We start from the raw sequence: 26251 nt of genomic DNA, 5'->3' as shown, positions 1-26251 counted from the left end.
CGCCTGTTTTACGAATGAGAGTACCCTCTATGCACAGGCGGCCTGACCCCAAGCGCCACACAGCACCATCCGTCAACTATTAAATACCTTTGTTAATATCGTGAACCCGTACGGCATTGCGCCTTTGACCGCCATCATCCGCAACGGCGGCTATGAGCTCACGGAAGCGACCGTGCGCGTTGTTCCGAAGCCTGATGGTCAGGAGATCAAGTATTCGGTGAGACGCTCCGAACTTCTGACGCATGCCGGCGTTCCCGTCTTCGGTCTTTATCCGGACTACATGAATACGGTTGAAGTTACCTACACCCGGAAGTTCTACGGCAAAACGGAGAAGTTCACCGACACCTACAAGATCTACGCGGCTCCCGTGTACCACGAGGTGAGCGGCGCGCCGGGACTGCATAGCAACATGTTCGAAACGAAGGTGGTCAAGGTTGATCCGAAGTTCAAGGACCGCCTCTACCTCGTCAACAATCTCATGCAGCAGTACGCCAAGGCGACGCGCGCGGTCTGGAACAATCCGATGGGCGGCGCGATGGAATGGAACTTCTACCCGCAGAACGCCATCATCGACACCAAGGGCGAAGTCCGCTGGTACATGCACGTTGAACCCATCTACAACGTTGAGACGATTTATCAGTCCGGCGTCATGATGGGCTTCCAGCAGGATGTCGACGGGAACATCACCTGGGGCTACGGCCAGCGCTACGTGAAGTACGACCTTATGGGCCGCGAAATCTACAACCACCGCCTGCCGGTCGGCTACTCCGACTTCTCCCACTCTCTCGACAATGCTCAGAACGGACATTCCTTCATCCGCGTCGCGAGCGCCGATCATCGCCGTGCGGACGGAAAGCGCGTTCATACCGTGCGCGACGTGATTGCCGAGCTTGATCAGAACGGCAAGGTTGTTGACGAATGGCGTCTCTGGGAAATCCTCGACCCGTACCGCGACAACGTCATGAAGGTGCTCGACCAGGGGGCGGTTTGCCTCAACATCGACGCATCGCAGTCCGGCAAGACTCTTTCCGCCGAGGATCTTGCAAAGCTCGAAACGAGCGACAAGTTCGGCGACATCGTGGGCACGGGCGAAGGCAGGAACTGGGCGCACGTCAATTCCGTCGACTACGACCCGACCGACGATTCGATCATCATCTCGTCGCGCCACCAGTCCGCCATCGTCAAGATCGGCCGCGACAAGAAGATCAAGTGGATCTTCGCTTCGCCCGAAGGCTGGCGCGACGGCTGGAAGAATCTCCTCCTCACGCCGGTAAAGGACGGCAAGCCCATTGCCTGCCAGGGCTCGACCTGCGAAGGGGACTTCGACTACACCTGGACGCAGCACACGGCCTTCCGCATCGACGAGAAGTCCGACAAGCACATCATCTACATCACGGCGTTCGACAACGGCGACGCGCGCGGCATGGATCAGCCGCCGCTCGCTGAAATGAAGTATTCGCGCGCCGTCATCTACAGGATCGACCAGGACAAGAAGACCATCGAGCAGGTCTGGGAGTACGGCAAGGACCGCGGCTTCAAGTGGTACAGCCCCGTTACCTCGCTCACGAAGTACTTCGCCGACAAGGACTCGATCATGGTTTATTCGGCAACGGCGGGCATGGGCCGTCGTCCGTCGGAGTTGAAGCCCGGCGAAAAGGCGGGCCAGGCATCGCCCTTCATTGAGGAATTCAAGTGGGGCGAGAAGGATCCGTCAGTCGAAATCCAGATCATCGACTCCATGGGCTATCAGGCCATGCCGATCAGCCTTGACAAGGCCTTCGCTCAGTAATCAAGCGCCTTTCTGAGAGAAAACCGGACGATTCCGCTCGCGGACGTCCGGTTTTTACTTTTGGAGAGCAGGACTCAGTCAGCGAGGACCGCTGCTTTAAAGCTCTTCTGTATTCACCCCTGCCCGAGCTCAATCTTGGTTCTGAGCGGGAGCTCCCAGCGGAGAATCTTCCACGCGCGCCGGCGGGCTTCAGATAGAAGCACCGGGTCAGGATTGACGCAGCAGGTGAAGCCCGCAGCTTCGGCAAGCGGCAGGTCGTTCCTGCTGTCGGTAAAGAAAAGCACGTCAGAAATGTCGATTCCCCGGCTGTTGAGGATGGTTTTGAGCCTCACCACCTTTCCTTCCTGGAAGGACGGCGTGCCGAGGATTTCCCCTGTGTAGAAGCCATTTTCCTCCACGAGGTCGACGCCGATGGCTTCATCGATGCCGAAAACCGTCCTCGCAATCGGCGCAACGATGAAGGTGGTCGTCGCCGAAAGAACGAGCATCGGAATCTTCGCCTGAAGGGCATTCTTCACCCACTTCTTCGCATCCGGGTATGCAAGGGGAGCGATTCTCTTCTTCGCAAACTCCAGAGCGAGTTTGCCGAGCATCTCAACGGGGATATTCCTGAATGCGCCCGAGTGCTTGCGCATGAAGGCATGCATGTCGAGACGCCCCTGATCGTACTCGCGGATCATCTCGCGGTCGATCTGCCGCCAGATCGGGTCCTTCACGAGACCTTTCTCATAGAGCCATTCCGTCCAGAGAATCGTGCTGTCGCCAGCAATCAGCGTTTTGTCGAGATCAAAAACCACCAGCTTCGGAGGAAGCTTTGAAGCGGGAAGAAGAAGCGGAAATTGAGCTGCCATTGCCTTCAAGCGGCCCTAAGGAATGAGAAGAATTAAGGGGTCTCTGCAAAACGAGGTCCCTCACAGAATCCTGTTTTCGTCAGCCGCATACTTTAGCGCGCAGTGATGACAAAAACATAACAATCGTCAGTCTCACGCCTCAATTTCTGCACAAAGCGGCAGCCCATCATAGAAATGAGACGCAGCATCATGGGGACACTGCGTCTAATCACAGGAGGTTGGCGTCTAAAGACAACCAAGCGTCAGGTTATTTGTCGCCCCAGACTTCGTCGGCGATTTCGCGAACGAGCCTTACCTTGGCCCATTCCTCATCCTCAGTCATGATGTTGCCTTCCTCGGTCGAGGAGAAGCCGCACTGGGGCGAGAGGCAGAGCTGTTCGAGAGGAACGTACTTCGAAGCCTCCTCGATGCGGGCCTTCACCTCTTCCTTCTTTTCGAGTTCGGGGAACTTCGAGGTGATGAGGCCGAGCACGACGGTCTGATCCTTGATGAAGCGAAGAGGCTCGAAACCGCCGGCGCGGTCGGTGTCGTATTCGAGGAAGAAGCCGTCGACCTTCGCGTGGGCGAAGAGAATTTCAGCCACGGGTTCGTAGCCGCCCGACGAGAACCAGGTCGAGCGGAAGTTGCCGCGGCAGATGTGCATCGTCACCGTCATGTCGGCGGGCTTCTTTTCGAGGATGCGGTTCAGAACCTCAACATAGCGGCGGGCCGTCCAGTCGACGTCGATGCCGCGGGCGGCATAGGCTGCGCGCTTTTCGAGCGAGCAGAATTCGCCCCAGCTCGTGTCGTCGAACTGGAGATACCGGCAGCCGCGTTCGTAGAGCGCGAGCATCGCGTCGACCCACGTGTCGGCGAGGTCTTCAAAGAGCTTCTCCGGATGGGCTTCATAGAAGGCTGTGGGCTTGTAGTTCGCTTCGCGCACGGCGCAGATCAGGTGCAGCATCGAGGGCGACGGGATCGTGTACTTGATCGGATAGTCGCCCGCGATCGTCTTCAGGCGGTCATAGGCCTCGAGGAACGGATGATTCTTCGGGAAGTGAATGCGGTCCTCGATGACGATCGTTTCGGCCTTCGGCTGATGGCCTTCGAAATGAACCGACCAGTGCTCGGCCTTCACGTGGCGGATGCCGCCCAGCGCAGCGAGGAAGTCGAGATGCCAGAAAGCACGGCGGAATTCGCCGTCCGTCACGGCTCGAAGGCCGTTCTTCTTTTCCTTTTCGACGAGGTCGGCAATGCATTCGTCCTCGAGCTTCGTGAGATCCTCACGCGAAAGCTTGCCCGAATGGAAGGCCTCGCGGGCTTCAAGAAGGCGCTTGGGACGAAGAAAGCTGCCGACGACGTCGGCACGGTACGGGGGATTCACGCGGGCCATGGGAATTTCTCTCTAATGAAAAACGAGGGCGCGGCGATCCTCCCGCCCCCTGAAGTAAACGTATGGATAGAGATTATTGCCGCTTCGAGACTCTCCCGAGTACCACTCAAAGGAAAAATTGCGCGGCTCTAAGGTAATACTTCAAGCATCCGTCAGACGCAGACATCTTAAAAGCGATGCCAGGAGCGGATCAGAGTTCTCAGCGAAACCCCGAAAAGCACCGGAAAGAGCGCCCAGAGCCCGAAAGGAAGATCGGCGGGGTACGCGAGAAGGAGCACGGTTCCGAGACCGCCGAAGGTCATCAGGAGGCCGATGCTCCCGAAAACGCTCGGGCGCATCGCGCCGAAGACGTGCGTTCGAACCTGAAGCGCGTGCCAGCCGTCGACGGCAAGCGCTGCCATGGGGAGAGCGCCGAAAAGAAGAACGGTGAAAAGAAGTGCAAGACGCTTCAGAAAGAGGAGCCCGATCAGCCGCATGTTCTCAACCCACGGGGCGGAGAGGATCCCGGAGAGAGCGCGACCGAACGCCGCTTCCTCCGGGAGCGCCGGTCGAAGCATCCCGGGCTGGCGTTCGCTCGAGTGCGCGAAGCGCCCCGGGAGCACAGCTTCCCCGAAAGCCTCGGAAAGCGCGCCTTCAAAATACTGAGCCGTCCTGAGGGACGCCCCCGGAAGGAGCAGCTGCCGTTCGATCGATTCTCTATAGAGAATGCCGCGGAGCGCTTCCGTCGACACGTAAGCCGCGCCGAAGGCGATTTCAAAGAGAAGGACTGCGGTGAAAAGCGAAACAATGGTCCTGATCATCGGCGTTCTCCCGTGTTCTTAAAGAGCCTTCTCCCCTGAGCTTCAGGGAGCAGAATCGGCACGCGCCCCTTCCAGAGCTTTCCGCCCGAGAGAGACGCAAAGAACTCAAGATTGGGGAGCATCCCGAGAGCTTCCGTCGGAACCACGCTTTCCCGCCGCCCGGAGAGTCCGCGCGATACGCTCGCCCGGAATCGAGGGATCGGGCTCGAATCAGCAGTGGACGCAAAGGAGGCTGAGGTCTCCCAGACGGTCGTGCGTCCGAACGCCTCGGCCACGAATTTCTGCGTCTCCTGATCCTTGGTTCGGAGGGCGATCAGGTTGTTGAGGTTCCCGAGCGCCATTCGCGCCGCCGCCCTGCTCCCCAGCCGCGCCTCAAGGTCGGCGATCGTCTGCATGGCGCACGTCGTCTGAATTCCCGCTTCCATGCCTTTGTTGAGGATCTCGATAAGCGGACGGTTGATCACGTTTGCGGTCTCGTCAACAAAGAGGCTGATCCTCGCCGCTTCATCCCCCGAACGATCAAGGTTGTAGCGCCGGCCCGCCGATGCGGCCATGTCGGAGAGAATCAATGCGCCGAGCGACCCCGCGACCTGCGGGTCAGGCAGCGCGTCGAGCCCCAGATAAAGCACGCCCCCGGCATCGAGCACGCGGTCGACCGTCGCGATGGGGCGGTCGTCCTCAATATCGTCGGGGTCCGGGGAGAGGCTCTTCCCCAGAGGCCCAGACGTGAGCATGGAAAGCGCGGGAACGAGCGACGCCGTGATCTTTGCGTAGTGCTCCCTCGAGTGGCGGAATACCGAAAAGAGGCCGGCCACTTCCGGTTCCTTTTCATTTTCGGGCACTGCACGCTCCCAGAGCGCCGCCCGGGCGAGAAGCGACAAGCCCGCGCGGGACCCGGGCGGAGCGGAAAGCGTCCCCGCTTCAATTTCCATGATCGCGCTCACGCGGTCCCGCCAATAGGGAACGTGTTTTTGAAGCGATATGTCGAGGCACTTCGCAAAGAGAGGCTCAATCCCCTCTGCGAGAATGCGCCAGAATTTCCCGAGGGAGGGCTTTTCCCCGGCAAAAAGGAGGCCCATCGTCATCACGTGGACGGCTTCCCAGGCAAAGGACGTGAAGACCCCGTCCGATTCGGGCGGGAGGATCGCCGTCACGCGGGACGCAATCTCCGTCGCGCGCGTCCAGCTCCCGAGCGGATCCAGACGAACGCCCGCGCGGGGAAGGCCGGATGAAATTCATAAGGAGGCTCCCGCCCGGCAGCGGCGCAGGCGGCGTGGATCGCGCCTCTCAGGCGCTTGCTCGATTTGGGATCGATCACGATCACCGCATCCCCGCGCAGAATCGCCTGAGCGATGAGAGAGGTGAGCATGACGCCCTTCCCTGCCTGGGTGGTGCCGACGAGAAGTGTGCCGCCCCCGAGGCTCCTGATCGGCCGCTCGATCGGCGCTTCCTCAGGCCCCACGCCGTGAAGAACGGGGCTTCCGATTTCCTTTTCCGACAACCCCCGGTCTTTCGTCACCAGGGGCCGGATTGAGGGCGGCACCGTCATCACGTCGCGAGGGACGCGTGAAAGTTCCTCGAGCTTCTGCGCCTCAACCGGCGTCCAGGGGAAGCCCATTCCGAACCAGACGTTTTCAACGCGGGATTCCGCATGAGAGAGAAAGAGCACGCGTTCATCCCTCATCCCGGCTGAAGCAATCTCCTGTCCCGTTCCGATGAGACCGCCGGAGCGCAGGAGATGCTCAAACCGGGCTCCTCCCCTGGCGGCTTCCGGAAGGCTTTTCTCAGTCATCTCCCGCATGCGGGCGACGAGATCCTCCATCGTCATGAAGAGCGGCTCAAAACCCGACAACGGCGCACGGCGCTTCCAGACGTCAAGCGCCTCCTTCCATCGCCAGGCGGCAAGGACGAGCGCGCCCGTTCCCCAGAGAATCCCCCAGGAGGCGGGAAGACTCCCGGAGAGAGCCGCCGCCGACGCAAAGGCAGCCGCCCCGAGATTCCAGACCGCCGGACGGACTTCCCATGCGGGCCGGTAGAGCGCAAGCGCATTTCCCGTGACGCCGCTCGTCTCCCGCGCACGGTCCTTGAATCCCTTTACCCGGAAGCTTTTCATCTTCATTTGCACGTTCCCTTCATTCGTTAAGGTTCCTCAATCGTTTCTTCGTCAGCGGCCTCCCAAGCCGCGTCCGGCCAGTCCGCTTCCGTCACCGTTCCGTCGCTCCAGAGGCAGCACGGGACGGCAATGCTTTGTTTGAGAAGAATCCCGACTTCGGTTTTTCCCGCATTGGGTCCGATCCCGCGCATGCGACGGAGCGCCCCGCCGTGGAGCGCGCTTTGCCCTTCCACTGCGAGCCCGAGGTCCGAAAGGATGTCTGCCGCCGCCTCGAAGTCGCCTGCCGCGAAAAAGGACTCGCCGAGAAAGAGCCCGTCACGGGCTCCCCGGGTTTCGCTTCTCCTCAATCTCGAGAGCTGCTTTTCGGCGCTTTCAAGCGCTTCGCGGATCTGAAGCGGCACCTGGTCAGGGATAGCGATCGACCAGAAGAAGACCGGAGTCTTCCGGCCTTCCGCGCCGACGAAGGCGCTGCCCGGGCCCTCACCCTTCCGCGCTTCGCGCGGGAAAAGCCGCCAGTCAAGGCGGGAGAGCTTCGGGGCCTCTTCTGCGGCTGCTGCTCCATCTCCCCGGGGAGAAAAGAGCGCGGCAAGAAGCGCCGAAGTCTCGCGAAGCCCCAGCACCAGTGCGTCCTCCTGAGTGAGCGCCGCTTCCCGCGGACCTCCTTTCCATTCAGACTCAACCATTCCCGCGGCGATGAGGCCTTTAATCAACCCTTCGGTCAACCCCTGTCGGTTCTCTTCCTCCGCCAACCTGAAGCGGCCGCAGAGAATGGCTTCAAGAGCCGCCGCGCCTTTGGGCCACTCGAGAAAGATGCCGTCAGCTGCAATCCAGAGACGAGGTGGAAGATCAGTCTTTGACTTCTCTTCAACGATGTCCGCGCCGTCGTTCTCCCGCGTGAGGACAAGAAAACGCTCCTCGCGAATTGCAAGGAGAAGCGCGCGGGAAATGAGCTCCGCACTTCCCCGGGTGAAGAAGGCGTCTGAAGCCTCCGACGACTCGCCGCCCGGCATAAGCGCCGGAAAAGAAGCCTTCCGGCATTCCTCCGACAACGCCTTCATGAGGATGCGTTCAAAGCGCACCGCTTCCTCGTCGGCTCCCGGGAAGCCGCCCGCGGCATGGCGGAGTGCCGGTTCAAGGCCGCCCTCCCGGGCTTCCCGGAGAAGCGCGGCGATATTGCGGTCGATAAGCCTTCGAAGCAGAAATTCGCAGAGCCCCGCGCGCTCTAGTTCAATGCGCTTTGAAGCCCGCATGGCGGGAAGCGCTTCCGCGACCGCCTTTCGTCCTTTTGCCGCGCACGCAATCTGAAACTCAAGAAGGAGCTCCGCCGACGGGTCGAATGCCGGGGAGGTGTCTGAAGCCCTGCCGTTCTCCAGAGCTTTGAATTCAAACTGGAGAATGTCGTCCGCCGCGGAGAGGAGTCCAAGGAGCATTCCTCCCGCGAGCCGGCCGAGCCGGAGTCTTTCGCGCGCCTTCGGGTCGAGGCCGTCGGGAAGGGCTTCGTCGAGCATGAGTTCCATCATGCGCCTCGCGCGCCGGATGCCGGCTTCAAATGCGCCCTCCGGAATCCCGGCCGCAAAGGCGCTCCAGGCCTGAAGCGCCGGAAGAAGCCCCGCGGCAAAGACGCTGCTTCCGATAGCGAGCTCCATGCGCAGAAGGTCGTTGCGCATCCGGTGAAGCGCCCGCAACGGCGTTTCCGCCTCAAGGATCTCGAGAGTCATGTTCTTTCTGAAGTGCATTGGGCGCTTTTCCTCCCCGAAGTCCCTGTTGGTCCCTGTTGGCCGATGTGTTCTACAGCGATGCCGCATGCATTGCGGCCCGCACAAAAAAACGAAGGGGCCTCTTCCCTCTCCCTTCAGGGCGGCCCATTGAATTCATCAATGGGAAACCCTGAAGGAGAAAGGAAGCAGACCCCGTTCGCTAAAGAAGTTGCAAGAGAAATACGTCTTCGGGAAGATCCCCGCTCAGAAGGCGTCCCGGGTTTTGAGTCCCAGGAGCAGCGCGTGAATCGCCTCCGGGATTTCGTCGATTGATCGAACGAACCGCGTTTCGCTTCCGATCGTGTTCCGCGGACCGATTTCGGCTTCCGGAAGATCCGGATCGCAGAGCACGAGCGTCGCGAGCTCAATTCCCGCCATCGCGAGCGCCTCGACTTCTCCCCGGTATTCGCCGGCGTCAAAGACGCCGTCGGTGAGGAGAAAAAGAAGCTTCGCGGGTTCAGGGCGGGAAGCGAGCGTCTGAAGCGCCCAGAGAAGGCTCTGACCCACCGGAGTGGGTCCCTTTGAAGGCAATGCCCGGAGGATTTCGCGCGTTTCGACGGAAGAAGACTTCCAGTCGGACGCGAGAAACGGGCCTGTGCCGCGCTCGTTCGGGAAGACGGCCGTTCGGGCAGAAGTCCCGGGCAGGCGCTTCATTCCTCCCTCAAGCCTCGCGGCAGCAGCGCGAAGCACTGCGCCGCCCCGCTCTCCGAGCGACCCCGAGAGGTCGAGGAGAATTTCGCAGGCGATTTTTCTTGCCTTCCTTTTCCTCTCCCGCACAAAGATGCGGTCGTCGCCTCCAGCCGCGCGGTCAAGCTCCCGGTCGTCGATCTCGAACCCCGTCCGGGCTCCTCCCTCATCGGCAGGAATCCGGCGCTTGAAGAGGTCCGCAAGACGCATCGCGAAGGACGAGGTTTCGTCCCATGCAGCGTCGAACGCCTTCCGGGCGGCCCGGATTTCCGAGAGCTTCGAGAGCCTCGGAAGAAGCCCTCCCGAAGCATTGCCGCTCCCTTCAGGCACATTGTCGTGCCGGCGAAGGGTTTCAACGAACGATGCCTCAATCGCCTCAATGTCCGGCATGGCGCTCTCCGGAAGGCTGATCACCTTCTGAAGCCGCGACATGGCGTTCCCGGATTCAAGGGCCGGGGTGCTTCCGCGCCAGTTTCTCTCGTCGGCGAGACGAAGAACTGCCGGGAAAACATCCCGGGCGCATGAAGACCGGAGGGGAGAAGACGCAGACCCGTCATCAAAAAGGGAGAGCGCGATGCCCTCCCCGTTCTGAACGTTCCGAGACTTCTCTCTCTGCCGGCTCCGATTGGCCGAAGCGCTCTTCTTTCGTTCTCTCTCCGCCTCTTTTTCGACGCGCTCTTCTATGAGCGCCGCGTCCGAGAGAAATTCCTCGAACTCGATCGCAAGAGCTGCTGCCTCGAAGGTGCTCCCCAGAGGAAAGCGCCTCAGGGCAAGCCCGAGGGCATCCCTGAGGAACGCCTCTCCGAAGCGGCGTCCTGCCTCAAGCCTCACGGCTTCGAGAACCCCGTCGGGAAGCTTCATTTGTAGCGTCTCATGGAGAAGCTCGGCATGAAGCCACGCGAGGAAGACATCGGCGGCAGGCCGCATCGGGTCGTCCGAAAGGAAGACCGACTCGCCCGTTCTGCAGAGAAGCGCAAGGAGCGCTTCCCGCCAGAACCGGTATCCGCGGCATTCGGACTCCCCTATGGCATCAATCCGCACGTCCTCAAAGAGGTTCGTGAGGGCGAATGCCCGCGGGGAGAGTCCTTCAGCCGCACGGAAGTTCGTATGAAGCACATGCGTGCGTTCATGGATGCCGTGTCCGAAAACGTACACGGGCGCAGCCGGGTGCGAGAGATCAACGCTTCCGAGCCAGATCGTTTTGCCGTCCGTGCGCGGAGTGCCTGAAAACCGGATCCTGATCCCGTCCCGGCGGCAGAGCGCCGGGAGCGCAAGAAGCGCTTCAAGGCGCGAAGACTTTCGCGCTTCTTCAGGCGTGAGGCCCATCGCTTCCGCACGGTGGTTGAGAAGCGGCTCAGCCGCTCCCCAGAGGTGGTTGCGGTCCCTCAGCCGCCGGTAATCGTTCGCGAGCGCTCTGATGCGCCGGTCGATTTCATTGGCTTTTCTCCGCTCAAGCCCCGTATGGAGCCCCGCCCGGATCGCAAGAAGCTCGCCGATGCCGGCATAGAGCTTTGCTTCTTCAGGCGTAGCGGGTTCCCCAAGGGTTTCGAGAAGCGGAAGGGTTCCGGCATCATTACGCATGATTCGCCTCCCTGCGGAGGTTCCGAAGCTCGGCGAGTCGGGTGCCGAGAACGGTCTTCATGTACGTAATGAGCGCGTTTCTCACGGGCCGGTCGAGCGCATGTCCCGCCGCACGGTCAAGAGACCATTCGACGGGGTCATGGAGCTCCGGCACACTCCCTGCTATGTAGGAGAGCATCAGAGTGCCCGTGCGCCTCAGGACCCGGTGCGAAAGCGCTAATGTTTTCGACCGGAGTCCCAGGGCGTCCGCTCCGGATGATGCCCGCGTTTCCGCGCCCGCACGGGCGAGGATGCGGGCGACTTCCATTGCGGACTCGGCCCCTGCCTCATGAACGAGCTTGGGCGGAAATTCCTTCATGAGGACTTCCGCCTCCTCGTCTTCAGCAAGCCCTTCGAAGCGAATGTGCCAGAGCCGGTCGATGACCGACCGGTCCTGCATTTCGCGTCCGAAGTAGCCGGCTTCGGCTTCGCTCGAATGCCCGCGCGTATTGTCCGTAATGACGATGCGCGCGTCGGGGTGGCGTTCGATCCTTTCCCCCGTCTGATCGTTCTCAAGAGGAAGTCCCTCGAGAAGGTCATTGGCGGAAACCCAGGTTTCAGCGGGAGCCGCTGAAAACTCATTGACGAGAAGAAGCCACCCGTGCTTCCAGGCGAGCGCTGCCGGACCGTCGATCCAGCGCATGCCGCCTTCGGGTGCAAGCACCCAGCGGCCGACAAGCTCCCTGCGGTCCATCCGGGGCCGGGCGGTATAGGAAACGACCGGTACCGAGAGGCGCGCAGCGAACTCAAGCACTGCGCTCGTCTTTCCCGAACCCGCGGGTCCGGTGATGAGGAGCGGCTCGGCTTCCCCCATATTCCACCAGGTGATGAAATCGAGGTAGAGCGAGGCCGGAAAGCGATAAGCGGGATTTTCCCGCGGGATGCGGCTTTCCGCATCCCTTGAGAGCGTATTTCTCAGATAGCCCCTCCCGGCAGGAAGATGCACCAGATGGCTGCCGAATTGGCCGGCGGGGAGGAATCGGGATTCGTGAACGGGATTCATCATGATGAAGGTTCCTTTCTAAAAAGGAGCCGGCCATAAGGGAGACGCACGTCCCCCGATGAATCCCGGCAGCAAAGCTGGATTCTCCTGAGGGCGAACGCCCTCAGGGGCTCGAATTGTGAATGTGCAGATGTTTGACCGGAGTCCTGGCGCTGCAGATCGTCAGGCTGAATGCCCGAGAATGATGCCAAAGATTCGTTATTTGTGCAAAGTCGGAGAGCCGCCCTGTGCGCAGTCGGTAGAATGGCCGCAAATACTAGGATTCCATTCCCGACCCGACAGTGCCCCATGCTTTTCTCTGCCCCAAGAAGGAAGACGCTCCTCGCGAAAGCCCTTCTTTTGAATGCGCTTCTTCTGACGTCCTTTTCCGCTCACGCGCTGAAGCTCTTCGACTTTCAAAAAGAGGACGCCGCTCAGCTTCCTCCCGACGTCTCCTCAAAAGTCGTCACGGCAGCGGTTGGGGCGGGCTTTACGACGCTTGACCCCTACAACGCGACGGACAAGCTTTCGCGTCAGGTCATGAAGGCCTTCTATGAGGGCTTCTTCCGGCTCAACGACAAAATGGAAGTGGAACCCGCGCTCGCGCTTGATGCGGCCCCGAGCCAGGACGGCCTCACCTGGGTCATTAAGCTCCGCGAGGGCGTGAGGTTCTCCAACGGCGAAATCTTCGACGCACATGCGGCTAAAGCCAACATCGACCACCTCATTCACGATCCCACGCGCCTCGGCCGCTCGGCCATGTTCGGCGAAATCGTGCGCGCGGATGCGACGGACCTCTACGAACTCACGATTCACCTCAGGAAGCCCCTTGCGCCCATGAAGCGGCGCATGGCGGGCGGCATCCTCTCGATGGTCTGCCCTTCGGCCCTCATGAATCCCAACTGGAATCTCGCGCTCAAGCCCTGCGGCACGGGCCCCTATCAGCTCAAAAACTACAACCCCGCCGAACTCCTCGAGGTTGAGAGGAGAAAGGACTATTGGGATGCCGGGTGGCCGAAGCTTTCCGGGATCCGCTTCGTGCCGGTCCCGGAAAACCACACGCGCGCGGCCATGCTGAGAACGGGTGAAGCCGACTTCATCTTCCCCATGCCCTATGAGTCGGCGGACGAAATCAACCGCCAGAAGAACCTTTTCATTTCGAGAAAGCCCTCGACCGTCATGCGCTTCATCGCGATGAACACGATGAAGAAGCCCATGAGCGACCTGCGCGTGCGAGAGGCCCTCAACTATGCCGTCAGCCGCGATGCGATCGTGAAGGCTGCCTACCGCGGGTACGCGAGGCCTGCGGGCGGCGTGATGCCCCCATCCATTCCCAATGCGCTCCTCATCGGCTCCTGGCCCTATGATCCGGAAAAGGCAAAAGCGCTTCTGAAGGAAGCAGGCTACCCCGACGGATTCGACGTGAACCTCTGGTGCGCCTACAACGACTCGGCCTCCGTCAAGGCCGTCCAGGTCATTCAGCAGCAGCTCGCACTCGTCGGCGTTCGCGCCAAAATCACCGTTCTCGAGGCGGGAGAACGCGTCGCGCGCATTCACAACGTGAAGCGCCCGGAAGACTCCACGCTCGAGCTCTACTACACGGGCTGGGCCGCCTCTTCCGACGCCGACTGGTCGCTCCGTCCCCTCTACTACGGACCGAGCATGCCGCCGGTGCTCTTCAACACCGCCTACTACAGGAATCCGGAGGTCGACAAACTGATCGACGAGGCCCTATCCGTGAGCGACGAAGTCGAATCGAGAAAAATCTATGCCGACATCCAGGAACGGATCCGCCGGGATGCGCCCTACGTCTGGCTGATTCTGGAGGACACGGCTTCCGCGTGGCGCGGGGAACTCTCGGGCTTCACGGCGACGTCTGACGGCGGTCTGGATTTTATCCGTGCACAATGGCATGAATCAAAATAAGCGCCCTTTTATTTTTGAATAACATTTTCAAATATTCCTTTAATCAGGAATGATTATCAGACCCTTCCGACGGATTATTCGGCATAACAATCCGGTTGATTAAATAGGGTTTATTCAAAGGCCATGACAAAACGATACTATTTGTTCTATTTGGCTTTTTAAACAATTCGTAAAGGCAGATCCTTGCTAAACTTTGATTTAGGGAGAGTGAATTAATTCACCTTCCCTAAACCCAGAAGCAAAACCTCCCTGTGGAGATTCCTCAGTCATGCCTGCGAATAAAACGAACCCAAAAGCTCGTCCCGGGAGAGGCGGCTACCGCATGGGAGCAGGAAGAAAGCCCGGCTGGGGCGAAGGGCTCACGAAAACGATTCAGGTCTGCGTGACGCCCGCCCAGGCTGAGGCCTTCAGGACTGCCGGCGGTCCGAAGTGGCTCCGTGCCGAACTCGAACTGAGAAAACTGAGCGATCGGCGCGAAAGCTTCATTGATGCCGCTCGAGGGGCGGGAATAGAACTCGGCGGCCTGGCGCTCCAGTCCTTCCCCGTGCGTTCCGGCCCGCCCGATCCTGCCTTTGCCGACTGCGCGAAATCGGGAACGCTGCGGCTGAGCGACCTCATTGAAAAGAATGCCGGCCACACGCTCTTTCTCTTTGCGCCCGACGAGGCGCTTCAGGAAGCCGGCATTGATGCGGGCGACCTTCTCGTCGTCAATGCCCATCCCGATCAGGTCGAAGGCCTTGATCGCCTCGAAGAGCGTCTCATGCTGCTTGAAACCGAGGCGGGCGACGCCATTGCGAGACGGTCGCCTTCCTCTCTCGCAGAGGACGAGCGCATCCTCGGGCTCCTGCAGTACATCGTGAAGCCTGCGAAATAATGCCTTCGGGCGTCTGCCGGACGGAAAGTCAGAGCCTCTTTCCGCAGCAAACGCCCGAATTCAGATATGAGCTGACGAGCGGCTCCGCGGGATCACCCGAGAAGGCGCTTTCCGTCCTTCCAGACGCCCGTGACGCGCAGATCCCTCAGCTTGGAGGGCGCAATCATGAAGGGATTCGCCGAGAGCGTGATGAAATTGGCGCGGGCTCCCGGTTCAATTGCCCCGACGATGCCGCGCTCAGGCATCACGAGCGCCGCACGGCTCGTGTAGAGCGAAAGCGCCGTCCCGATCGACACCGCCTCAGCCGGATTGAAGTAGCCGCCGTCGGAGTCGCGCCGGGTCACGGCCGCCTCAAGGCTCACGAAGATGTCGTCCGTATCGCTCCACGTCGTGCAGGGCGCATCGGACGAAAGCGCCATTGCCTCGACCTTGTCGGAAAGCGTCTTCACGGCGTAGCAGACGTTGAAATCTTTCGGCGTGAGCGCCGCGTGATAGCTTCTCCACTCGGCAAAGGGGAAGATGATCTGAGTCGTGAGCGCGGGCCGGATGGGGAGCGCCAGCATCTTTTCAAGCTGGTCGGGCCGCATCATGCTCACGTGCTCGAGCCTCACCGAAGGCACGTCCGAAAGCCACGGGGACTCGGTCGAAAGCCAGTCGAGCACCGCATCGATGGAACGGTCGCCCATGATGTGAATCGAGCACTGCACGGCATTCCTTCTCGCGAAGGCCATCGCGGCTCTGAAGACCGGTTCCGTGAGTGTCATCATCCCCGAGGGGAATTCGGGGTCGGGAGCGCCTTCGGGAAGCACATAGGGGTTGCGCACGGCTGCCGTGCGGCCGGAAATGGAGCCGTCGGCAAAGAGCTTCACGCCTGCATAACGGATCGCGCCCGTCTTTTCGTCCCCGGAAAAGTCTTCCATGCCTTCGGGATTCTCTCCTCCGGTCCAGACGGCATAAAGATTCATTTCGACGGGGAGCCCCCGACGCTCCGCTGCGCGGTAGAGCTCAAGCGGTTCCGTCTGTCCGGGCGCTCTTCTGTGGGCCATCATGTCGGCCGTCACGAGAATGCCGTGGCTGAGGTAATGGTCGCCGAGCTTAAGAATCGACTCGACGTCCTTCTCAAAGGTTTTAGGCGGCCGGGCCTTCGCTTCCACGTAGTTGACGGCTCCAAGCTCAATCAGGCGGCCGTCGGGATTCCCTTCGGCATCGCGGCCGAAAGCGCCGCCCTCGGGATCAGGCGTATTGCGGTCAATTCCGGCGAGCTCGAGCGCCTTCGTGTTGACGACGGCCGAATGGTAGTCCGAGCGCCGGATCCAGACGGGCTGCGTCGTGCTCACCCGATCGAGATCGGCCCGGGTGGGAGAGCGCTTCTCCGCAAGGAGGCTCTCGTCGTAACCCCAGCCGTCGATCCAGCCTTCGCCCGAAAGCGCATTGGGCGACTTTTTGAGGGCCGCGACGAGATCGTCGATCGAGCGGACGTCGGGCGGCGTGCAGGAGACGGCGGAAAGCGTCATCGCAAGCCCTTCCGGGTGCGCATGCACGTCGAGAAATGCCGGCATCACGAATGCGCCCCGCATGTCGACCGTACGGATTTCGTCGCCGTCGGCAATCGGCTTATCCGCATCAATAAAGAGGCCGTCCTCAACCGTAAAGTCCGTGAGTAACGGGCGGCCGGTGCGGCCGCAGAAGGCGCACACGTTGGCGTAATGAATGCGTGGCATGGATGAAGTCTCTCCAGAATTTTCAGGTTCCTGCGCCCGAAGGGTCCTTCGGGCGCGGGAATCGCCGCGTTATTGTAGGTTTTGCGGTGCGGCCGCGCATCGGCAGAATATCCGAGCGGTCCTCGGCGCTGAAGGAAACTCCGCGCGGCAGCGGAGAATTGTACAGAAAGCTTCTTCACGTCATCGATCCGGCAGAAGATGCCTTGTTTGAAGCTTCAAACAAAGACGAGCCCGAAGAGGCAAATTTCCGCTAGGGAAAACACCCCATCCCTTATGCCTCATGAGCTCAGGGCCTGAAGAAGAATCGGGCGGATTTGACGTTACGCAAGAAAAAATATTCCTTGTAAACGTTAGGCGCTCCATTTTTAGGCAGAATGAATCCCGGCGCAGAAAGGGACGGAAGTTCGTCTTGAACGGACTAATCGGGGCCGTTCTTTTCTGCGCCGTTTTTGTCTCTGCTATCCGTGAGAATGGACCGTTCCGTCGGCATGCCGATGAACGTGCCCGTGCTCATGACGGGCATATTCCGACTTCTCGGCTGGAATAATGTTGACGTGGCCGTGCCGGACGCCCGGTTCGGCAACGAGCGCATCGGCAAAGCCCCTGACGGCTTCGACGGGGCCCCTCAGGAACACCGTCTCGAGACAATCGTCGCCGTTCACATGCGCATGCATCTGGGAGATCACCAGATCCCCGTGCTCGTGCTGAAGTTCGGTAAGCCGCATCGCGAGCTGCCGCTCATGATGGTCGTAGATGTAGCTCGCGACCCCAACGCAGAGCGTTCCCGGCGCAGGGTCCTCGAGTTCCTTCCTTGAAGCGAGATTGCGCAGGATGTCGCGCATCGCTTCGGAGCGGTTGCGGTAGCCCCGCTCCTCTGCATAGCGGACGAAAAAGTCCGCGAGATCGTCGTCAATCGAAAGCGTAATGCGCTGCATGGCTCATCTCCTTCATGCCCCGAAGCATAGCGGAAATCCTGCAAAACGCCGCTCCTGCGGGACGAGCGCAGATGCGTGAGGCGTCCCTCTGACGGCTCGGAACTTGTCGACAATTCGGACGCTTTTCTCAAAAGTTTTTCGTCAACTAAGCCGCGGGCCCTAGTTCAGTCGGGAAGCGCTCAAACGAATGCTTATTTCTCTTTTTCCGAACGGCCGAAGAAGCCCCGCAGAGCGCGGTTTGAACCCTATATTGATCGAACCGCGCCGGCAGTTTACGAAACCCCGGCAAGGCAATCCAGGTTTCCCGGGCCTCAAGCCCTTCTGCTTTTATTAAGGCAATCATCCATTAGTTACGTATGGATCAATGAAAATTCAAGTTAATCAATAATGTTATCTGAGTTGCATCAACTAAATGATGGCTTCGTTAATAAATTGGAGCAGTCCCAATGAAATTCTCTACCTTCACCCGCACCGCTCTTGCCGGCGTCGCCGCGCTCATGATTTGCGGATCCGCAGCTGCCGACACCTGGCGCGTCGCCACTGAAGGCACCTTCCCGCCCTTTGAGTTCTACAACTCTCAGACCGGTGAAGTCCAGGGTTTTGAGGTTGACCTCGTGAAGGCCATGGCTCAGAAGATGGGCAAGGACCTCAAGCTCGAAACGCTCGGCTTCGACGCGATCATTCCGGGCATTCTTTCGGGCACGATCGATACGGGCGCTGCGGGCTTCTCCATCACGCCGGAACGCGGCAAGCGCGTCCTCTTCTCGATTCCGTTCTACAAGTCGGGCCTCACGATCGTGGTCCCGAAGGGGTCGACCGGCATTGCGGATTTCAAGGACCTTGAAGGAAAGCGCATCTCCGTTCAGCTCGGCACGACGTCGATGAGCTATGCCAAGCAGATCAAGGGTGCCAAGATCTCGACCTTCAATTCCGCGGGCGACGCCATCCTCAACATGCTCGCCGGCAACGCTGATGCCGTCATCAACGACAAGCCCGTGACGGACTACATCCTTGCCCAGAACAAGAACCTTGCCGCTCAGACGACGCACCTGAAGCCCATTGCCACGGCGGATCTCTTCGCCATGGTCATGGCCAAGGACAACACCAAGCTCAAGGGCGAAATCGACAAGGCTCTGAAGGACCTCAAGGCTGACGGCACCTTCAACAAGCTCCACGAGAAGTGGTTCGGCGTTCCGGCTGATCCGGAGCTGCCGTAAATCGGCTTTGAACGCGGCTTGAACGCATGCGCCCGTTGGGATTTCCCATAGGGCGCATTTCTTTATGACTCTCCGCTCAGCATGGGCGAAAAAGCGCCGGTCCCGCTCTTGACCTCCAGCCTTCTCCACTAAACTCATACCTGCCGCATCACTCTTCTTCCATTCAACCGCCACCGGGACAACTGTTATGAAAATCAAGAAATTCGTGCTCTGCGCCGCCGCCTTTGCTTCCGCCCTGTCGATAGCGTGTTCGCTCTCCGCGGCAACCCTTAATGTCGCCACCTCCGCGACCTTCCCGCCTTTTGAATTCCAGGATTCGAAGACGGGTGCCGTCCAGGGCTTCGAAATCGACCTCGTCAAGGCCATGGGTGAAAAAATGGGCCGCGACGTCAAAATCGAAAACATCGGCTTCGACGCCATCATCCCGGGCATTCTTGCGGGCACCATTGATATGGGTGCAGCGGGCTTCTCGATAACGCCGGAACGCGGCAAGCGCGTCCTCTTCTCGCTTCCCTTCTATAAGTCGGGCCTCACCATCCTGGTTCCGAAGGAGAATAAAGCCGGCATCGCCGACTTCAAGGACCTGGAAGGAAAGCGCATTTCCGTACAGATCGGCACTACCTCGCAGACCTTTGCGAAAAAGATTCCCGGAGCGAAGGTGACGACCTTTGCGAGCGCGGGCGAAGCCGTTCTCAACATGATTGCCGGCAATGCTGATACCGTCCTCAACGACAAGCCCGTGACGGACTACATGCTCGTGCAGTCGAAATCGATTGCAGAACAAACGACGCATCTGAAGCCCATCGCCACAGCCGACCTCTTTGCGATGGTGTTCGCGAAGAACAATTCCGAACTCAAGGCGGAAGCCGACAAGGCTTTGAAGGCGCTGAAGGCCGACGGCACCTTCAACAAGCTCCATGAGAAGTAGTTCGGCGTTCCTGCCGACCCTGAGCTCCCGTAAGCCAGTGAGCTCCGAACTCCCTGTCCTGACAGGTTCACGGCGGGGAGTTTTCTTTTGATCCCAATCTTTCTCTGTCGATGCCTGCCTGCGGCAATGGCAGCGAGCAAGCTTCAGCCGGCGTCATCGAGTAAACCAAATCAGATTTTCTTCCTGAGCTTTCCGGGCAACCGGATCGCTCTTCAATCTCGCGAACCTTTGCGCCGCGAGGAGGTCCTGCAGGTACTATGCCTGATGCTCCTTGAAGCCTGCGCACGGCACGGCAGTGCAGAATTGAACGATCTTCATCTCTCAAGAAGGATTACCCAAGATGACGCGTTTCGTCCGCACTGAGCTTTGCGCAGCTCTTTCCGCGATTTCCCTCGCCTTCGCCGCCGGCGGCGCTGCCGCTGCGGACTTCAGCTGGTCGAGCGCGGGCGACATTCTCACGTTCGACATTCATGCTCAGAACGAGAACCTCAACATCACGGCGATCTCCGCCGTCTATGAGGGGCTGCTGCGCTGGTCGCCCGACAGGAAGCTCGAACCTGCGCTTGCCACCCGCTATGAGCGCGTCCCCGAAGGGTTCCTCTTCACGATCCGCGAGGGCGTCAAATTCCATGCGGGCGAAACGCTCACCCCCGAAGACGTCGTCTTCTCCATCAACCGTGCACTGAATCCGAGAAGCCAGTTCAAGAGCTTCTGCGAAGGGATCATCAAGGCTGAAAAGGCCGGTCCCAACCAGGTGCTCATCCGCACGACGAACGGCTCTCCCGTCATCCTCAATCAGCTGGTCGACCTCAAGATCATGAGCGAATCCTGGGCGAAGGCGCACGGCGCGCTCGAACCCCAGAACTACATCGCGAAGGAAGAGTCCTACGCCGCCCGCCATGCGAACGGAACGGGCCCCTTCAGGCTCGTCACCCGCGAAGAGGACGTGAAGACTATCTTTGCCGCCAATCACGACTGGTGGGATGAGAAGAACCGTTCGGGCAATGTGGAAACCGCCACCTTCCGCCCGATTGCATCGGCCTCAACCCGCACGGCAGCGCTTCTTTCGGGCGAAGTCGACTTCGTCATCGACCCGGCTGCTCAGGATCTGCAGCGCTTGAAGCGCTCCCCGGGCGTCAAGGTCACTGAAGGCCCGGAAAACCGCACGCTCATGGTGGCGCTCGACGAGTACCGCGACAATTCGCCCTACGTCCGCGATGCGTCCGGAAAGCCCCTCGCTCAGAATCCCTTCAAGGACAAGCGCGTCCGTGAAGCGCTCTTCCTTTCCGTCAACCGCGACGGCATCAAGCGGGGCGTCATGCGCGGCCTTTCCGTCCCGACCGGAACGATCGTCACCTCCATCGTGAACGGCTGGGACAAAACCGCGGCCGAACCCCCGAAGACCGACATTGCAGGCGTGAAGAAGCTCCTTACGGAAGCGGGCTACCCGCAGGGCTTCGGCTTCACGCTCGACTGCCCGAACAACCGCTGGACGAACGACGAGGCGACCTGCAAGGCGCTCGCTTCCCAGTGGGGCCGCATCGGCGTTAAGGTCGAGGTCAACACCATGCCGCGCGCGAAGTACTTCCCGAAGGTGCTGAGCTTTGATACCTCAGCGGGCCTCGTCGGCTGGGGCGCGCCAACCTTCGACGCGCTTTACGCGCTCCAGTCGCTTTCGGCCACCTTCAATCCGAAGACTGGCGACGGCATTGCGAACATCGGCCGCGCGTCGCTTCCCGCCATGGATGAGGCGCTCAAAAAGATCCGCGCCGAAGAGAATCCTGAGAAGCGCAATGCGCTCCTCGGCGAAGCGCTTCGCATTGAGCGCGAAAACTACCTTCACATCCCGGTTCATGAACTCATGATCGCCTGGGCCATGCGCGACAAGGTCGCGGTGGTTCACCGCCCCGACAACCGTCTCACGATGGAATGGGTGAACGTCAAGTGACCTGAAAATAATCGGGTGATTGACGAGAGGCGCAGACTGGATCGAATCCGCTGCGCCTCTTTCTATATCTCCCTGCCGCGGCTTCGGACTATTCGCCCGAGAGGAAGTCCGGGTTTCTCACGGCCGAAAGGATCATGCCGCGAAGCCACTGCATCGCCGGATCATTGTGGCTTCTGTCGTGCCAGATGAGCTTCGGCGTAAAGCGCCCGCCTGTCGTGAGCGTTTCCGCTACGGGTAGGTCATGGAGGACTTCCTTTTTGACGCACCAGTCGGCAAGGAGTTCGGATACGAACATGATGAGGTCGCTCGAAGCGACGACGCGCGTCGCACCGATGAAGTAAGGCGTCCGGAAGACGACCCGGCGCTTCGCGTATTCCGAATCCTCGCGGCTCTTCAGCACGCGAAAGAAGTTGGTCGGCCGCCAGATGACCTCAACGAAGCCGTAATGCAGAATGTCCTCTACCGAAAGAATCCCTTTTTCGGCCGCGAGTTCTTCAAGCGGATGTCCCGGCCGGCAGACGAGCTTGTTCGCGCAGTTTTCCAGGAGCGGCAGATAGTGGAACCCTTCCGGCACGCTCTCCATGGGGCTGATCACGGCATCAAGCTCGCCGGTGCGAAGCTCCACGGGCCAGTCGTTCGTGATCTCGCTCATCTCGACCGAGACCCCCGGCGCAATCATCGTGATCCGGGTGATGGCGGGCGCGAGGAAGAGAACGCCGTGGTCGACCCCTCCGATATGGAAGTTTCTTGAAAGCGCCTTCGGATCGAAGTCGTTCTCTTCGAGGAGCCGTTCGTAATCGTCGAGGAGCCTCCTGACCTGGGGCATCAGTTCGGTCGCGCGCCAGGTGGCGGCGAGTCCCCCTGCGCAGCGCGTGAAAAGCTCATCATTGAAGGTTTCCCGGAGCTTTGCGAGCAATCTCGAGGCAGTCGCCGGCGGGATCCCCAACTGATAGGCCGCATTCACCAGGTTCTGCGTCTCATAGAGGGTCTTGAAGAAGATGAGTCCGTCGCGGTCCAGTGCTTTTTTCATTTTCAGAAAATTGAGTATTCCAAATCAGATCGTTCGCCGTAGGAAGCCGCCAATACCCAAAAAAGAGGAAGCGATTTACTCTTTTCGAACGAATTGAAAAGATTAGTTGCATAAGTTTAGCGACTATCCCACATTGAGTTGAAAGGAGAATACTCTGATGTCCTTCTCGTCCAAGCTTACGCCGGTCGCCCTCTCGCTCGCCCTCGTCGCGGGCTTCAGCCTCCCGTCTGCCGTCATGGCAAGCGGCGGCGGCTCCGGCCCTGCCGTGCAGTACGTTGCTCCGGGCAAGATCGGCGAAATCGTCGTCAACCCCTACAAGATTGCACCGCTCACGGCCATCATCAAGAACGGCGGCTATGAGCTCAAGGACGCTTCCGTGCGCATCGTCCCGAAGGCGGGCGGCCAGGAAATCGCCTACAAGGTGAGCAACAAGGCCCTTCGCACCTATGCCGGCATTCCGGTGTTCGGCCTCTATCCCGACTACAACAACAAGGTCGAGGTGAGCTACACCTATATCTACAACGGCAAGGAAACGCGCGTTGAGAAAGAGGTCTACACGATGTACGCCCCGGCGGTCTACACCCCGGTGAACGGCTCGATGGCTCAGCACCACAACATGTTCGAGACCGAGGTCGTGAAGGTCGATCCCGAATTCAAGGACCGCCTCTACCTCATCAACAACTTCCTCTCGACCGCTCCGAAGCAGGGCCGCGTGGTCTGGAACAACCCCACCGGCGGCGCGCTCGAATGGAACTACTACCCGCAGAACGCCATTCTCGACACGAAGGGCGAAGTCCGCTGGTACATGCACGTCGAACCCATCTATGACCCGGAAACCATCTACCGCTCCGGCATCATGATGGGCTTCCATCAGAATCCCGACGGAGCCTTCACGTTCGGCTACGGCCAGCGTTATGCGAAGTACGATCTCATGGGCCGCGAAATCTTCAACCGCCGCCTCCCGGACGGCTACGCCGACTTCTCGCACGCGCTCGACCCCGCTCAGAACGGCCACCTCTTCCTTCGCGTTTCGAATGCCGACTATCGTCGTCCTGACGGCAAGCGCGTCCACACCGTCCGCGACGTCATTGCCGAAGTCGATCAGAACGGCCAGGTGGTGGACGATTTCCGCCTCTACGACATCCTCGACCCCTATCGCGACAACGTGATCAAGGCGATGGACCAGGGCGCGGTCTGCCTCAACATCGACGCGACGAAGTCCGGCCATACGCTTTCGGCCGCTGAACTCGCCGCCATGGACAAGAACGACCAGTTCGGCGACATCGCGGGCGTCGGTCCGGGCCGCAACTGGGCGCACGTCAACTCCGTCGACTACGACCCGAGCGACGATTCGATCATCATCTCCTCGCGCCATCAGTCCGCCGTCGTCAAGATCGGCCGCGACAAGAAGGTGAAGTGGATTCTTGCTTCGCCCGAAGGCTGGAGAGGCGAACTCGCGAAGAAGGTTCTGACGCCTGTCGACGCGAACGGCAACAAGATCAAGTGCGAAGGAAGCAAGTGCGAAGGAGGCTTTGACTGGACGTGGACCCAGCACACCGGCTGGCGCATCGACTCGAAGTCCGACAAGAACGTCTTCTATCTCTCCGTCTTCGACAACGGCGATGCCCGCGGCATGGAGCAGCCTCCGCTCCCCGACATGAAGTACTCCCGCGCCGTGATCTATAAGATTGACCAGAACAAGATGACGGTCCAGCAGATCTGGGAATACGGCAAGGAACGCGGCTTCGAATGGTACAGCCCGATCACGTCGCTGGTGGAATACCAGACCGATAAGAACTCCGTGATGGTCTATTCCGCCACGGCAAGCCTCATCATGAAGGAATTCAACACCAAGGCCCCGAACCCGGTCATCAACGAATTCAAGTGGGGAGCCAAGGAACCCTCCGTTGAGATCAGGATCAAGAGCTCGCTCGGCTACCAGGCGATGCCTGTGAGCCTTGAAAAGGCCTTTGATCTGAAGTAATCCGGGATTTCCCAATCTATGCCAACCGGCGCTGGTTCAGACTCCGAATCAGCGCCGGTTTTCTTTTCCACAAAGCGCCGTGCGCTATGGAAGGCACAACGAGACTGTGCTTCAGACTTACTAACAAAGGTATTTAATGGTTGACAAATAGTGCTTCATCCGGATTAGTGTAGGCTGCCCGTGCATAAAGGGTAGTCTCATTCGTAAAACAGGCACGAATAGGTGTGTCTTCTCGCTTTTGAAGGTGGCGGTGATCTCCTTCGCGTGTTCGAGCGTTACTTCGTGACTCTTCGGCCCGTCCGGGGCTTCCCCGAAGACGACGATGGAAGTCGTCGAACTATCTCCGGCAAGCGAGGTTTTCTGCGATGTACAGAGCCTTGCTGAATGTAGCGACGCCACGGGGCGCAGGAGCGGTTTAAAAAAAAAGACATTTAGTCTCACCATCGCAATTTAAAATTTTATATAATGTGAACAACAGTTCCCGAAGGCCTCTGTTCATCTCGTTGAGCATGCATACAAAGAGGGACGCTTCGCCGGTAATGCTTGCGTTACCGGCATTTTCATATTTGCATGCTGTGAGATACGCCAAACCAGCGCTTTCACTGGACGACCAAAAGAATCTATTGATCGCAAGAGGTCTCCGGATCAATAGTGATGTGTTGCTTCAAAAACTTCTTCGCGATTATGGGTTTGCGCGATTGGACGCATATTGTGAAGCTTTTGTGCTCTCCGGAACTCGGCATTTTCGAAAATCAACGTCACTTTCGCAGGTTTGGCAAGTCATCAAGCTGGATGAAGACCTGCGCAATCTTCTTTTTCCTTACCTAATTCGGATTGAACTTGCGATTAAAGCCGGTTTGGTTGAATACCTTGCGCAGCAAGGCCAAGCCTATGGTTACATGAATAGCGAAATTTTCCACGATCAAACTCTTCATGTAAAACTGTTGGCACATGCTTCGAAGACATGGCTTCGCTCATCGGATCGACAGATGCTGGCGTTTAGAAAAAAATATGATGAGACGACAATGCCTCCGATCTGATACTTGATGCAAGCCCTTCCTCTCGGTTCAGTCTCTAAGTGGATCAGCAACTTAAAAACCCCTATGGGTCAGGAGTTGATGAATTTACTTCATTTACCTACACAGAGAAATTTCATCAAAACTGGATTACAAGGGTTAACAGTCTTGCGTAATTCTTGCGCTCACGGTGCTCGAATTTGGAATTGTGTCTTTCCGGTTTCTTTTATGGTGGATCAGACAATTCCGAGGGAATTCAACCCTCAACGTCTTGCTTCGGCGTTGAGTCTTGTCGAGCTATGTTTGGATAGGCTTGATCTAAATATTGAACCATTTATGGCTAGGCGAGCTGCCATCTTAGCAACTGTGCCGAAATGGCAGATTCAACTGATTGGGTATCCGTCTCGTTGCACGTGCTAGTTGATGTGGTGCTGTACTGTTCCAGTACCTATTCAATCGATCGGTTCTTAATGGCCGATCCCCAAGCCACAAACCGCTGTTCCTCTCCGCAGAAAGCGAGCACAACGAGCAGGATCTCCTTCCTGGAGCAAGGAAAGCCATTGTTGATACCAAAGGCTTTCCTTTCGGTCTCTGAGAGGCCCTCGGTGAATGTCAAGTGAGCTTTCGCCGATTTTGTTCTTAAAAAGTAGGTTGTAGTCTGAGCTCAGTGAGGGCTTTGCCCTCTCCGCCTTCGGCGGATT

Annotated in this window: 18 protein-coding genes and 2 pseudogenes; 9 read left to right on the top strand and 11 right to left on the bottom strand. The window is 59.2% G+C overall.

Features of this window, described 5'->3' with window-relative positions; genetic code table 11:
- Window positions 1-97 precede the first annotated feature (97 nt).
- Window positions 98-1789: pseudogene (locus tag GBM95_RS05690) on the top strand (aryl-sulfate sulfotransferase); the annotation flags it as partial.
- A gap of 113 nt (window positions 1790-1902) precedes the next feature.
- On the opposite strand, the gene GBM95_RS05685 reads toward GBM95_RS05690, so the two are convergent.
- The 8 genes from GBM95_RS05685 to GBM95_RS05650 all read right to left on the bottom strand — a co-directional run bounded on the left by GBM95_RS05685 (window position 1903) and on the right by GBM95_RS05650 (window position 11995).
- The gene (locus tag GBM95_RS05685; protein WP_152158206.1) at window positions 1903-2640 is read right to left on the bottom strand and encodes an HAD family hydrolase; all 738 of its coding nucleotides are present in this window, start codon (window positions 2638-2640) and stop codon (window positions 1903-1905) included.
- A 247-nt stretch (window positions 2641-2887) separates the two neighbouring features.
- A complete protein-coding gene (locus GBM95_RS05680) occupies window positions 2888-4012 on the bottom strand; it encodes a 5-methyltetrahydropteroyltriglutamate--homocysteine S-methyltransferase (RefSeq protein ID WP_152158205.1) in 1125 nt (374 codons plus the stop codon).
- A 167-nt stretch (window positions 4013-4179) separates the two neighbouring features.
- On the bottom strand, window positions 4180-4812 hold the full coding sequence (locus GBM95_RS05675; protein WP_152158204.1) for a DUF4400 domain-containing protein: 633 nt from the start codon (window positions 4810-4812) through the stop codon (window positions 4180-4182).
- Window positions 4809-5978: a conjugative transfer system coupling protein TraD gene (traD, locus tag GBM95_RS05670; RefSeq protein WP_264298076.1), complete on the bottom strand. Its 1170-nt coding sequence runs from the start codon at window positions 5976-5978 to the stop codon at window positions 4809-4811. Before traD ends, GBM95_RS05675 begins: the two co-directional genes overlap by 4 nt.
- Window positions 5963-6931, bottom strand: coding sequence for a P-loop NTPase family protein (locus GBM95_RS05665; RefSeq protein WP_152158202.1), 969 nt, complete (start codon window positions 6929-6931; stop codon window positions 5963-5965). Before GBM95_RS05665 ends, traD begins: the two co-directional genes overlap by 16 nt.
- Window positions 6932-6951: 20 nt before the next feature.
- Window positions 6952-8661 carry a hypothetical protein gene (locus GBM95_RS05660; protein ID WP_152158201.1) on the bottom strand — a complete coding sequence of 570 codons (1710 nt, stop codon included), beginning with the start codon at window positions 8659-8661 and terminating at the stop codon, window positions 6952-6954.
- 225 nt (window positions 8662-8886) lie between these two features.
- The gene (locus GBM95_RS05655; RefSeq protein ID WP_152158200.1) at window positions 8887-10950 is read right to left on the bottom strand and encodes a vWA domain-containing protein; all 2064 of its coding nucleotides are present in this window, start codon (window positions 10948-10950) and stop codon (window positions 8887-8889) included.
- A complete protein-coding gene (locus GBM95_RS05650) occupies window positions 10943-11995 on the bottom strand; it encodes an AAA family ATPase (RefSeq protein WP_226963174.1) in 1053 nt (350 codons plus the stop codon). The genes GBM95_RS05655 and GBM95_RS05650 overlap by 8 nt, the downstream gene beginning before the upstream one ends.
- Window positions 11996-12280: 285 nt before the next feature.
- Here GBM95_RS05650 and GBM95_RS05645 point away from each other — a divergent pair, with 285 nt between their 5' ends.
- Together GBM95_RS05645 and GBM95_RS05640 are read left to right on the top strand one after the other, a co-directional pair.
- A complete protein-coding gene (locus GBM95_RS05645; protein WP_193222594.1) occupies window positions 12281-13897 on the top strand; it encodes an ABC transporter substrate-binding protein in 1617 nt (538 codons plus the stop codon).
- Window positions 13898-14165: 268 nt separating this feature from the next.
- Window positions 14166-14771 carry a S24/S26 family peptidase gene (locus GBM95_RS05640; protein ID WP_152158198.1) on the top strand — a complete coding sequence of 202 codons (606 nt, stop codon included), beginning with the start codon at window positions 14166-14168 and terminating at the stop codon, window positions 14769-14771.
- A 92-nt stretch (window positions 14772-14863) separates the two neighbouring features.
- Here the strand turns inward: GBM95_RS05640 and GBM95_RS05635 are convergent, their stop codons facing one another.
- Window positions 14864-16492, bottom strand: coding sequence for an amidohydrolase (locus tag GBM95_RS05635; protein WP_152158197.1), 1629 nt, complete (start codon window positions 16490-16492; stop codon window positions 14864-14866).
- 2 nt (window positions 16493-16494) lie between these two features.
- Between GBM95_RS05635 and GBM95_RS05630 the strand changes: the two genes are divergently transcribed.
- Window positions 16495-16746: a hypothetical protein gene (locus GBM95_RS05630; RefSeq protein ID WP_152158196.1), complete on the top strand. Its 252-nt coding sequence runs from the start codon at window positions 16495-16497 to the stop codon at window positions 16744-16746.
- Between the two features lie 204 nt (window positions 16747-16950).
- Here GBM95_RS05630 and nikR read toward each other — a convergent pair whose 3' ends face one another.
- Window positions 16951-17427 (bottom strand): nickel-responsive transcriptional regulator NikR, encoded by a 477-nt coding sequence (gene nikR / locus GBM95_RS05625; RefSeq protein WP_152158195.1) that lies wholly within the window; start codon window positions 17425-17427, stop codon window positions 16951-16953.
- A gap of 446 nt (window positions 17428-17873) precedes the next feature.
- Between nikR and GBM95_RS05620 the strand changes: the two genes are divergently transcribed.
- The 3 genes from GBM95_RS05620 to GBM95_RS05610 all read left to right on the top strand — a co-directional run bounded on the left by GBM95_RS05620 (window position 17874) and on the right by GBM95_RS05610 (window position 21520).
- Window positions 17874-18644 carry a basic amino acid ABC transporter substrate-binding protein gene (locus GBM95_RS05620; protein WP_152158194.1) on the top strand — a complete coding sequence of 257 codons (771 nt, stop codon included), beginning with the start codon at window positions 17874-17876 and terminating at the stop codon, window positions 18642-18644.
- A 187-nt stretch (window positions 18645-18831) separates the two neighbouring features.
- Window positions 18832-19572: a basic amino acid ABC transporter substrate-binding protein gene (locus tag GBM95_RS05615; protein ID WP_152158193.1), complete on the top strand. Its 741-nt coding sequence runs from the start codon at window positions 18832-18834 to the stop codon at window positions 19570-19572.
- A 340-nt stretch (window positions 19573-19912) separates the two neighbouring features.
- Window positions 19913-21520 (top strand): ABC transporter substrate-binding protein, encoded by a 1608-nt coding sequence (locus GBM95_RS05610; RefSeq protein WP_152158192.1) that lies wholly within the window; start codon window positions 19913-19915, stop codon window positions 21518-21520.
- A gap of 88 nt (window positions 21521-21608) precedes the next feature.
- On the opposite strand, the gene GBM95_RS05605 is transcribed toward GBM95_RS05610, so the two are convergent.
- Complete coding sequence (locus GBM95_RS05605; RefSeq protein ID WP_152158191.1) at window positions 21609-22550, bottom strand: LysR family transcriptional regulator; 942 nt, start codon at window positions 22548-22550, stop codon at window positions 21609-21611.
- 157 nt (window positions 22551-22707) lie between these two features.
- Between GBM95_RS05605 and GBM95_RS05600 the strand changes: the two genes are divergently transcribed.
- Window positions 22708-24534, top strand: coding sequence for an aryl-sulfate sulfotransferase (locus tag GBM95_RS05600; protein WP_152158190.1), 1827 nt, complete (start codon window positions 22708-22710; stop codon window positions 24532-24534).
- A gap of 509 nt (window positions 24535-25043) precedes the next feature.
- A pseudogene (locus tag GBM95_RS12595) lies at window positions 25044-25970 on the top strand (Abi family protein).
- Window positions 25971-26251 lie beyond the last annotated feature (281 nt).

This window comes from Sutterella seckii, assembly GCF_009183815.1.
Lineage (GTDB): Bacteria > Pseudomonadota > Gammaproteobacteria > Burkholderiales > Burkholderiaceae_F > Sutterella > Sutterella seckii.
This window is presented reverse-complemented; position numbering and strand designations above follow the sequence as displayed.

Bases quoted from the DNA above. Each gene is read 5' to 3' on its own strand.
- GBM95_RS05610 (WP_152158192.1), top strand. From the start codon at position 19,913: ATGACGCGTTTCGTCCGCACTGAGCTTTGCGCAGCTCTTTCCGCGATT.
- GBM95_RS05600 (WP_152158190.1), top strand. From the start codon at position 22,708: ATGTCCTTCTCGTCCAAGCTTACGCCGGTCGCCCTCTCGCTCGCCCTC.
- GBM95_RS05660 (WP_152158201.1), bottom strand. From the start codon at position 8,661: ATGCACTTCAGAAAGAACATGACTCTCGAGATCCTTGAGGCGGAAACG.
- nikR (WP_152158195.1), bottom strand. From the start codon at position 17,427: ATGCAGCGCATTACGCTTTCGATTGACGACGATCTCGCGGACTTTTTC.
- GBM95_RS05615 (WP_152158193.1), top strand. From the start codon at position 18,832: ATGAAAATCAAGAAATTCGTGCTCTGCGCCGCCGCCTTTGCTTCCGCC.
- GBM95_RS05640 (WP_152158198.1), top strand. From the start codon at position 14,166: ATGCCTGCGAATAAAACGAACCCAAAAGCTCGTCCCGGGAGAGGCGGC.
- GBM95_RS05635 (WP_152158197.1), bottom strand. From the start codon at position 16,492: ATGCCACGCATTCATTACGCCAACGTGTGCGCCTTCTGCGGCCGCACC.
- GBM95_RS05685 (WP_152158206.1), bottom strand. From the start codon at position 2,640: ATGGCAGCTCAATTTCCGCTTCTTCTTCCCGCTTCAAAGCTTCCTCCG.
- GBM95_RS05680 (WP_152158205.1), bottom strand. From the start codon at position 4,012: ATGGCCCGCGTGAATCCCCCGTACCGTGCCGACGTCGTCGGCAGCTTT.
- GBM95_RS05605 (WP_152158191.1), bottom strand. From the start codon at position 22,550: ATGAAAAAAGCACTGGACCGCGACGGACTCATCTTCTTCAAGACCCTC.
- GBM95_RS05645 (WP_193222594.1), top strand. From the start codon at position 12,281: ATGCTTTTCTCTGCCCCAAGAAGGAAGACGCTCCTCGCGAAAGCCCTT.
- GBM95_RS05650 (WP_226963174.1), bottom strand. From the start codon at position 11,995: ATGATGAATCCCGTTCACGAATCCCGATTCCTCCCCGCCGGCCAATTC.
- GBM95_RS05655 (WP_152158200.1), bottom strand. From the start codon at position 10,950: ATGCGTAATGATGCCGGAACCCTTCCGCTTCTCGAAACCCTTGGGGAA.
- GBM95_RS05665 (WP_152158202.1), bottom strand. From the start codon at position 6,931: ATGAAGATGAAAAGCTTCCGGGTAAAGGGATTCAAGGACCGTGCGCGG.
- GBM95_RS05620 (WP_152158194.1), top strand. From the start codon at position 17,874: ATGAAATTCTCTACCTTCACCCGCACCGCTCTTGCCGGCGTCGCCGCG.
- GBM95_RS05630 (WP_152158196.1), top strand. From the start codon at position 16,495: ATGAAGTCTCTCCAGAATTTTCAGGTTCCTGCGCCCGAAGGGTCCTTC.
- GBM95_RS05675 (WP_152158204.1), bottom strand. From the start codon at position 4,812: ATGATCAGGACCATTGTTTCGCTTTTCACCGCAGTCCTTCTCTTTGAA.